Source organism: Peptoniphilus ovalis, from assembly GCF_018919265.1.
GTDB classification, from domain to species: domain Bacteria; phylum Bacillota; class Clostridia; order Tissierellales; family Peptoniphilaceae; genus Peptoniphilus_A; species Peptoniphilus_A ovalis.
This window is the reverse complement of the sequence record NZ_JAHLQO010000003.1, coordinates 422,498-431,821: the sequence shown is the minus strand read 5'-3', so window position 1 is coordinate 431,821 and position 9,324 is coordinate 422,498. Positions and strand designations below refer to the sequence as shown.

The window sequence follows — 9,324 nt, the reverse complement described above, 5'->3', positions numbered from 1 at the left end:
TCTGGTGAGAATAGGATCATGGACACACCTGTAACCATACCGAACACAGAAGTTAAGCATGAATCCGCTGATGGTACTTGGCTGGAGACGGCCTGGGAGAGTAAGTTATCGCCAGTTTAAAGGTCTATTGATGTAAGCTTTGACTTTGTCGATAGACTTTTTAATTTTAAAATACTCCTTTTAAAATTAGTAAAATATTTTGCTTTAATTTTATTCAATTCTACATATAAAATTAAAGGTAGAAGAGCCCTCTATTAAGAGGGTTTTTTTATTGTATAAATGGGTAAATATTTATTGCTTATATAAAGGAGGATATTATGATTAATAGAATTATAAAAATCTTAATTGTTATTTTTATTTTATTAGCAGGGATTGCTTTATTTTTCTATTTTGCTTTTTCTCCAACTCCAAAATTTATGAGAAATAATGATGTTGATGGAATTAAATTAAATGTAAAAGTCGGAATAGATGAGAGACTTCCTATTATAAGAACTTATAAATTAAAGGAGTATCAAAATTTATCACAAGATAAAAAAGATAAAATTAAAGAAAAAATTGGTGGAAAGGTTGAAGGAGATATACCTAGTATTCATTTAGTTTTTGATAACAAATTATATTTTACTTTTGAAAAAGATGGTGAAATCATAGCTCCAGAAAATCCTAAAATTAAAATCTATGCCAGTGCTTCTGATTATAGAGATGATACAAAGGTAAGAGTGATAGAAGGAGATTTATCCAAAGATTCAAATAACAGATATTTTTACGAGTCTAAAAGATATGGTACTCAGTATGAAAGGTATTTTATGGAATATTTAAGAATTGAAGTTTATTATTCTATCAACGGAGAAGATTATATTTCAACATTTGCAGTATTCCAAGACAATGCAAGGGAAGGTACTGATTTCTTTGACAATGTGGATTTAGATTCGCCAATTCCTCCGCAATAAAAAAGCCTCAGCTTTGCTGAGGTTTTATAAATTTATTTCTACTATTTTATTTTCATTTAGGGATTTTTGTATGTCAATTATTCTTTGATTAGATGATCCTCGAAATTTTAATTTTAAATCTTTTAAAGCTTCTACAAATCTACCATCTACTAGGACATCAACAAGTTCTAGTAGATTTTTTTTGTTTTCATCTTTCAAGATTTCTTCAAAGGTATATCCGGAATAGATCCAAATATCTTTGTTAGATTCTTTTTTAATGTCCTTCAAGATTTTAAAAAGGTCAATCTCATTTTGAAAGGGCTCTCCACCGAGTACAGTGAGGCCCTTTACTTCATCTAATTTTAAATAATCTATAACTTCTCTTGTTTCTTTATCAGTCCAAATTTCTCCAAAATTAAAGTCTTGATATTCTTTGTTAAAACAATTGTAGCAATTATGCCTGCAACCTGTAACAAAGAATGTTGTCCTTATTCCAGGTCCATTTGCAACATCATATCGCCTTATTTGAGCATATCTCATTAGATGTGAAGCACCCTTGCGTTGATTTCCTTAGTACGTCCTTCATTCCAGAAGTTTTCGCCTAGGTATCCACAAGTTCTTCTTACTACAGAAAGTGTTGAACGGTCAGTGTTGTGACACTGTGGACATTCCCATTCACCTTCATCGTTTAATTTGATTTCACCGTCAAATCCGCATTCTGAGCAATAATCTGATTTAGTGTTGAACTCTGCGTATTGAATGTTGTCGTAAATATATCTTACAATTGTTTCAAGTGCTTCGAGATTGTGATTCATGTTTGGTATTTCTACATAAGAGATACATCCGCCAGTTGATTTGTCTTGGAATTTAGATTCAAAAGCAAATTTTTCAAAGGCAGAAATTTCTTCACGCACATCTACGTGGAAAGAGTTGATGTAATATCCCTTGTCTGTTACATTTTCGATTATACCAAATCTTTTCTTGTCTATGTTTGCAAATCTCTGAGTTAAGGACTCAGCTGGAGTTGCATAAAGTGTGAACTTAATTCCATATTCTTCAGTCCATTTTTTAACAGCTGCATTAAGTGCATCCATTATTCTCATTGCAAATTCGTAGCCCTTCTTAGTTGTGTGGCTAACTCCCTTAGTCAAAATTGTAGCCTCATAAATTCCAATGTAGCCAAGTGAAACTGTAGAATAACCATTTTTAAGAAGTGGTGCAATGCTTTCGTGCTTGCCAAGTCTTGCAATGGCCCCATGTTGCCAGTGAATTGGGGAAGAGTCACTGTTAACTTTTTTAAGATGTTCATATCTTAAAAGTCCAACTCTTTTTACAAGATCTAATCTCTTTTCAAGAATTTCAAAGAATTTCTTTTCATCTCCACCAGCTAAAATTCCAATTTGAGGAAGATTTATTGAGCAAGCTCCCATGTTAAATCTACCTTCGAATTTATAATTGCCCTTTTCGTCTTTGTATGGTGGAAGAAAAGCTCTACATCCCATTGGACTAAATACATTGCCTTCGTAATTAGCTCTCATTTTCTTTGCAGAAATATAATCAGGATACATTCTCTTAGCAGTACATCTAATTGCAAGTGATGTTAAATAATAATATTTTGAATCCTTGTTAATATTATTTTCATCAAGAACATAGATAAGTTTAGGGAAGGCTGGAGTTACATAAACTCCTGTATCATTTTTAATTCCTTGAATTCTTTGTTTTAATATTTCTTCGATAATCATTGAGACTTCATCTACATATTGATCATCATCTTCAAGATACATAAATAAAGTTACAAAAGGAGCTTGACCATTAGAAGTCATTAAAGTATTTATTTGATATTGAATAGTTTGAATACCACTTTCAAGATCTTTTTTAGTCATTCTGTCAGCCATTTTTTCAGCAAGTTCAATATCTCCTAATGTATCAAGGGCAAGGCTTAAATTCTTATCATATGAACGTCTTAAATATTTACCAAGACAAGAAATGTTAATACTTTGTCCGCCATATTGATTTGATGCAATTTGTGCAATAATTTGAGTCATTACATTACATGCAACTTGGAAAGATTTTGGAGTTTCAATCATTTTACCATTTACAACTGTTCCATTGTCTAACATGTCCTTCATATTAACTAAACAACAGTTGAAAATTGGTTGAATAATATAATCCATGTCGTGGATGTGAATTGCCCCAGATTCATGAGCTTCAACTAAATCAGCATCAATCATTTTTCTCTTTGCAATGTCTTTTGAAACTTCGCCTGCAATTAAATCTCTTTGTGTAGAAGCGATAACGGCGTTTTTATTGGAGTTTTCATCCATTAAATCTGTGTTTGATTCATTTAAAAGTCCTAAGATGTCTTCGTCTGTTGTGTTTTGCTCACGCTTATATTGTTGAACTGATTTATAAGATTCATATGCCCTTGCAGTTGCGGGATTGTCATTTTGAATTAATCTATAATAAACCTCATCTTCGATGTCATATATTGATAGAGGAATGTCTTTAGAGTTTGCAAGATTTTCTATTTCACTTGCAATTTCTTCTGCTTGATTTTCTATGTATACTCCAGAGCTTGAGTGCATAGCTTTCTCAATTGCAATTACTATTTTCTCTTTATTGAAATCTACTTCTTTACCATTTCTTTTAATTACAGTTGGCATTGTTTACTCCCTTTCTATATAAAATGTTTTATACTTCTTTAATTAATAAATAAATTATACAACATATTGTGGCTAATGTCCATTGGAAAAACTATATATTGTGGAATTTTTATTGCAAGTACCACAAGATAATTTCTACAATTAAAGCCTAGGAATTGATTTAATGGTATAATCAAGATAGAAAATAAAAGTGAGGTTATTTATGTTAAAAATTTTTACGGACGTTTTAGACCCATTTTTGTGGGGAATTTTTCCACTGATTAGAAAACTTGAATTTAAATATAAAAATTTTAATTATGAATTTAGAATGGGAGGACTAATAGGAAACTATGAGGAGTTTCTTCCAAAGAATTTTAGAGAGAAAAATTCTGTAGAACTTGGCAATAGAATTTTATACGATATGTATAGGGCTACATCTACTATAACTAGTATGCCTGGATTTAAAAGTCCGCCAAATCTTTTTTCTGAAAAATATAAATCAAGCTATCCACTTGATAAATATTTTGTCACATTTAAAAGTTTAGACAAGGAAGATGCAAGTAATTATCTTAGGAAACTCGTTGAAGAAATGATAATTTATCATAAAAATATTTATGAGATGGAAGTTCAAAAAGAAATTTTAAAAAATTTCGATGTAAATATTGATGATTTTATTATGAGTTATGAATTTAGTGACGAATTATTTTTAAAAGAGAGAATGGAAGCCTTTGACTATAGAATAAAAAAACTTCCGGGAATTTTGATTACGGAAAATAATAGAGTGCTGCAAAATATAATGGATTTTAATAGAATTGAGGAATTTATCTTAGAAAATCTTGAACTTGAAGAAATAAATAAAGATTTAACTGAAGAGAAAGAAATAAATAAAGATTTAACTGAAGAGAAAGAAATTATAGAATTTATAAAAAAATATGACCTAGTTTTAAAAGAAGAAATAGATATAGTTTTCGGAAAAGAAAATAAATTAGATGAGCTTTTAGATAAAAATGTTGTAAAAATAGATGAAATTAATGGTTTTTATGTTTTGAAAATTTGCGGTAGACATAGTGATTAATATAATATTAATTATATGACTTACAATAAGCTCTGTTATCTAAGACTTTGATGGAGATATATTATAATATCGAAATAGAAATGATAATATATTATTCTGACGGAAGACTATGATGAATAAAGAACATAAGCTTCAAAAAAATAAAAGCTAGTGATAGAAAATTTTATCACTAGCTTATTTATTATTTATTTCTTAAAAATTCATCAATTGATTTTGCTGCGTTTTTACCTGCACCCATGGCAAGTATAACTGTGGCAGCACCTGTTACGGCATCTCCACCTGCGAAGATTTCTTCTCTTGATGTTTGTGATTCTTCATTTACAATGATTCCGCCCCAGTCTTCTATTTTTAAATTTTTAGTTGTAGAAGATATAAGTGGATTTGGGTTTGTGCCAAGTGCCATTATAACTGTTTGGAATTCTTCCTCAAATTCAGATCCTTCGATTTTAACAGGTCTTCTTCTGCCTGATGCATCAGGTTCTCCTAATTCATTTCTAACAGCTTTTATTGACTTAACCCAGCCATTTTCATCTCCAAGAATTTCAGTTGGAGCAGTTAGCATTTCAAACTTAATTCCTTCTTCTTTTGCATGATGAACTTCTTCAGTTCTTGCCGGAAGCTCTGCCTCAGTTCTTCTGTATACTATTGAAACATCAGCACCAAGTCTTTTTGCAACTCTTGCAGCATCCATTGCAACATTTCCACCGCCTATAACTGCAACTTTTTCTCCAACATTTACTGGTGTATCGTAATCATCATCAAAGGATCTCATTAGATTATTTCTAGTTAAGAATTCATTGGCAGAATAAACTCCGTTTAAGTTTTCGCCAGGAATATTCATAAACTTAGGTAGACCTGCACCTGATCCTATAAATACAGCTTCAAATCCATCTTCTATAAGCTCATCAACTGTAATAGTTCTGCCGATTACTGTATCATTTTCAAACTTTACTCCAAGATTTTTAATATTTTCAACTTCATGACTTACAACTTCGTCTGGAAGTCTAAATTCAGGAATACCATAAATTAAAACCCCGCCACTTTCGTGTAGTGCTTCAAAAACTGTTACATCATATCCCATTTTTGCAAGTTCGCCTGCACAAGTAAGACCTGCTGGACCTGCGCCAACTACTGCAACTTTTTTGTCTAGTTTTTTAATGTCAAGCTTTGTAGATTTTTGATGACGTCTTGCGTAGTCTGCTGTAAATCTTTCAAGCTTACCAATTGAAAGTGCATCTCCTCTATTTGCAAGGACACATCTCTGTTCGCATTGAGTTTCTTGCGGACAAACTCTACCGCACACTGCAGGTAGGGAAGTATAAAGTGAAAGAACTTTATAAGCTTGTTCGAAGTTTGCATTTGCAATTTCTTTTACAAATCCTGGAATATCTATTGAAACAGGACATCCTTCAACGCAAAATGGTTTCTTACAATTTAAACATCTGCTAGCTTCTATAACTGCTTCTTGAGGTGTATAACCAAGACAAACTTCTTCAAAGTTTTTATTACTAACATCAGGATCTTGTTCAGCTACTTCAACTCTCTTGAATCTATCTTCGGCTTTTTTTATTTCAACGCCGTCTTTAACTTCGCCCAAATTATTTTTATCTTGTGCATCTTTTTCTGCAAGATGATCTCCAACTGCTAAATCCATTGTGCAGTGGTGGTCAGCAATATGTTCAGATTTTTTATTATCAATATATTGTCTTTGTCTTTTCATAGCTGAATCAAAGTCAACTTTGTGACCGTCAAATTCAGGACCATCTACACATGCAAATTTTGTCTTGCCATCAATTGTCACACGGCATGCCCCACACATACCAGTTCCATCAACCATTATAGGGTTAAGAGAAACAATTGTTGGAAGATTATATTTTTCAGTAGTTAAGCATACAAATTTCATCATGATCATTGGTCCAATAGATACAACTTGATCATAATGTTTTTTTTCATTTTCAACTAAATCTACAATTTTATCTGTAACCATTCCTTTGAAACCATAACTTCCATCATCAGTTGTTATGTATAGATTGTCGCATACAGATTTTAATTCTTCTTCTAAGATAACAAATTCTTCTGACTTCGCCCCAATTATTATGTCACAAGAAAGACCATTATCTTTAAAAAATTTAGCTTGTGGATAAACTGGCGCTGTACCAACTCCACCAGCTACGAATAAGTATTTTTTATCTTTAAGTTCAGAAATATCCATATTGCAAAATTCTGATGCGTGACCAAGAGGCCCTACAAAATCTTTAAATTCTTCGCCCTCTTCAAATTCGCAAATCTTTTTAGTTGATTCGCCAGAAGCTTGTACAACAATTTGAACGCTTCCTCTATCTAAATCATAATCAGAAATAGTTAGCGGAATTCTTTCTGAATATTTATCAGCAATTAATATAATAAATTGACCTGGTTTTGCAGAAGCTGCAATTTTAGGTGCATAAACATCAAATAAGTAAATATTTGGTGCTAATAATTCTTTTCTAAGTATCTTAGGCAAATTATATCACTCTCCAAAGAAATATTATAACATAATAAAAAGATAATAAGTGTAAGAATGTTGTAAATAAAAAGGCTTATTTCTCACAATAAAGTGAAAAAATCATTTACTAAAATCTCATTTTAAAGTATATTATATTAAAAGGTGATAATATGAGAAATTTTCAAAAAGAAATAAAAACTATAGTTATAAAGGTAGGCTCGTCTTCTATAACTCATGAAAATGGAAAAATAAACTTACAAAAAATAGACGACTTATGTTTTGAACTTGCAAACTTAAAAAATAAGGGATACAACGTTATTTTAGTTTCAAGTGGGGCAATAGCAGCAGGTCGTGCAAAATTAAATTTAAAAGAAAGACCTAAAGAAACTTCTGACAAACAGGCTGCGGCTTCAGTTGGTCAAGTTGCTCTTACAAACATGTATGATAGAAATTTAATATCTTATGGATATAATTCCGCTCAAATTCTTCTAACAAGACAAATCGAAAAAGATGAAGAGATGAGATTTAATGCAAAGAATACTTTTGAAAAGCTACAAAATCTTAATGTAATTCCTATAATAAATGAAAATGACACGATTTCTACATACGAAATTAAATTTGGAGACAATGATACATTGTCAGCGGTTATTGCAAGAATTACAGAAGCTGACCTTTTAATAATGCTAACAGATATTGAAGGATTATATACAGATGATCCAAGAAAAAATAAAGATGCAGAGATTATTAGAGAAGTTGAAAATATTTGTGAAGTAGAATCAGCTGCAAAGGAGACAGATTCAAATGTAGGAACTGGTGGTATGACTACAAAAATTAAGGCAGCTAAGCTTGCAGTTGAAAAAAATATTGAAGTAGTTATTGCATCTGGTGCAGATTTTAAAATTATTAGAGATATAGTAAAGGGAGAGGAAATTGGAACATATTTTAAGTGTTGAAGAACTAGGTAAAATTGCAAAGGATGCTTCGAGAAAGCTTGCAAAGTTAAAGACTAGTGATAAAAATAAAATATTAACTGAGATTAAAAAATCTCTTTTAGCTGAAAAAGATAATATTATAAAAGAAAATGAAAAAGATATAAAAATTGGAAAAGAAAATAATATGCCCGAAGGCCTTATTGACAGACTTCTTCTTACTGAAGATAGAATTAATTCCATGGCAAAAGCTATTGATGATGTAATTGATTTTAAAGATCCAGTTGGAAAAGTTCTATCAATGGAAGAAAATAGCGTTGGACTTTTAATTGGCAAAAAAACTGTACCAATGGGAGTTATTGCAATTATTTATGAATCAAGACCTAATGTCACATTAGATGCTGCAATTCTTTCTTTAAAAGCATCAAGTGCAATAATTTTAAGAGGTGGCAAAGAAGCAATTAATTCTAATATTGCGATTTGTGATGCAATTAGACTTGGAATTAAAAATGCAGGATTTGATGAAAATTTCGTGCAAATTGTAAAGGATACATCAAGAGAATCTTCTACAAAATTAATGCAGCTTAGAGGATATATTGATTTACTTATCCCAAGGGGATCTGCAAATTTAATTAATTCAGTTGTAGAGAATGCAAAAGTTCCTGTTATAGAAACTGGAGTAGGTAATTGTCATATATATGTAGAAAATTCCTTTGATACAGAAAATGCACTTAATATAATTGAAAATGCAAAGACTCAAAGAATTGGAGTTTGCAATGCAATGGAGTCTCTTGTACTTTGTGATGATTTAAGTGATAAATTCTACGATGGTTTAAATAAAATTATAGAAAAATACAATATCGCAGTTTATGCAGATGAAAAGGCAATGGAAAAAATTAAAAATGTTAAAAAAGCAACCGAAGAAGAATATGCAATGGAATTTTTAGATTATGCTTTTTCAGTAAAGACTGTATCAAATGTAGATGAAGCAATAGAACATATTTCAAAATACTCAACAGGCCATTCCGAATCAATCCTAACTGAAAACTACGAAAACGCAATGAAGTTTTTAGATGAAGTTGATTCAGCTTGTGTATATGTTAATGCTTCTACAAGATTTACAGATGGGGGAGAGTTTGGAAAAGGTGCAGAACTTGGAATATCTACTCAAAAGCTCCACGCAAGAGGTCCAGTGGGACTTGATGAACTTGTAAGCACAAAGTATATAATTTTTGGACATGGTGAATATAGAAAATAAGTGTTGGTT

The 9,324-nt window shown here is 31.1% G+C and carries 7 protein-coding genes and 1 rRNA gene; 5 read left to right on the top strand and 3 right to left on the bottom strand.

The annotated features are described in order from the left end of the window. Positions 1-117, top strand: a 5S ribosomal RNA gene (rrf, locus tag KQI68_RS05740). Between the two features lie 200 nt (positions 118-317). Further along, positions 318-947, top strand: coding sequence for a hypothetical protein (locus KQI68_RS05735; RefSeq protein WP_216549167.1), 630 nt, complete (start codon positions 318-320; stop codon positions 945-947). A gap of 24 nt (positions 948-971) precedes the next feature. On the opposite strand, the gene nrdG is transcribed toward KQI68_RS05735, so the two are convergent. Continuing rightward, the gene (gene nrdG / locus KQI68_RS05730) at positions 972-1,466 is read right to left on the bottom strand and encodes an anaerobic ribonucleoside-triphosphate reductase activating protein (RefSeq protein ID WP_216549166.1); all 495 of its coding nucleotides are present in this window, start codon (positions 1,464-1,466) and stop codon (positions 972-974) included. Beyond that, the gene (gene nrdD / locus KQI68_RS05725) at positions 1,466-3,589 is read right to left on the bottom strand and encodes an anaerobic ribonucleoside-triphosphate reductase (RefSeq protein WP_216549165.1); all 2,124 of its coding nucleotides are present in this window, start codon (positions 3,587-3,589) and stop codon (positions 1,466-1,468) included. Before nrdD ends, nrdG begins: the two co-directional genes overlap by 1 nt. Before the next feature lie 202 nt (positions 3,590-3,791). Between nrdD and KQI68_RS05720 the strand changes: the two genes are divergently transcribed. Beyond that, complete coding sequence (locus tag KQI68_RS05720; RefSeq protein ID WP_216549164.1) at positions 3,792-4,643, top strand: thioredoxin domain-containing protein; 852 nt, start codon at positions 3,792-3,794, stop codon at positions 4,641-4,643. Between the two features lie 181 nt (positions 4,644-4,824). Here KQI68_RS05720 and KQI68_RS05715 read toward each other — a convergent pair whose 3' ends face one another. Further along, positions 4,825-7,146: a bifunctional dihydroorotate dehydrogenase B NAD binding subunit/NADPH-dependent glutamate synthase gene (locus KQI68_RS05715; protein WP_216549163.1), complete on the bottom strand. Its 2,322-nt coding sequence runs from the start codon at positions 7,144-7,146 to the stop codon at positions 4,825-4,827. Positions 7,147-7,298: 152 nt separating this feature from the next. Between KQI68_RS05715 and proB the strand changes: the two genes are divergently transcribed. Then, a complete protein-coding gene (proB, locus tag KQI68_RS05710; protein ID WP_216549162.1) occupies positions 7,299-8,081 on the top strand; it encodes a glutamate 5-kinase in 783 nt (260 codons plus the stop codon). Continuing rightward, positions 8,059-9,315 carry a glutamate-5-semialdehyde dehydrogenase gene (locus KQI68_RS05705; RefSeq protein WP_216549161.1) on the top strand — a complete coding sequence of 419 codons (1,257 nt, stop codon included), beginning with the start codon at positions 8,059-8,061 and terminating at the stop codon, positions 9,313-9,315. The genes proB and KQI68_RS05705 overlap by 23 nt, the downstream gene beginning before the upstream one ends. Positions 9,316-9,324: the final 9 nt, after the last annotated feature.

Bases quoted from the DNA above. Each gene is read 5' to 3' on its own strand.
- KQI68_RS05720 (WP_216549164.1), top strand. From the start codon at position 3,792: ATGTTAAAAATTTTTACGGACGTTTTAGACCCATTTTTGTGGGGAATT.
- proB (WP_216549162.1), top strand. From the start codon at position 7,299: ATGAGAAATTTTCAAAAAGAAATAAAAACTATAGTTATAAAGGTAGGC.
- nrdG (WP_216549166.1), bottom strand. From the start codon at position 1,466: ATGAGATATGCTCAAATAAGGCGATATGATGTTGCAAATGGACCTGGA.
- KQI68_RS05735 (WP_216549167.1), top strand. From the start codon at position 318: ATGATTAATAGAATTATAAAAATCTTAATTGTTATTTTTATTTTATTA.
- nrdD (WP_216549165.1), bottom strand. From the start codon at position 3,589: ATGCCAACTGTAATTAAAAGAAATGGTAAAGAAGTAGATTTCAATAAA.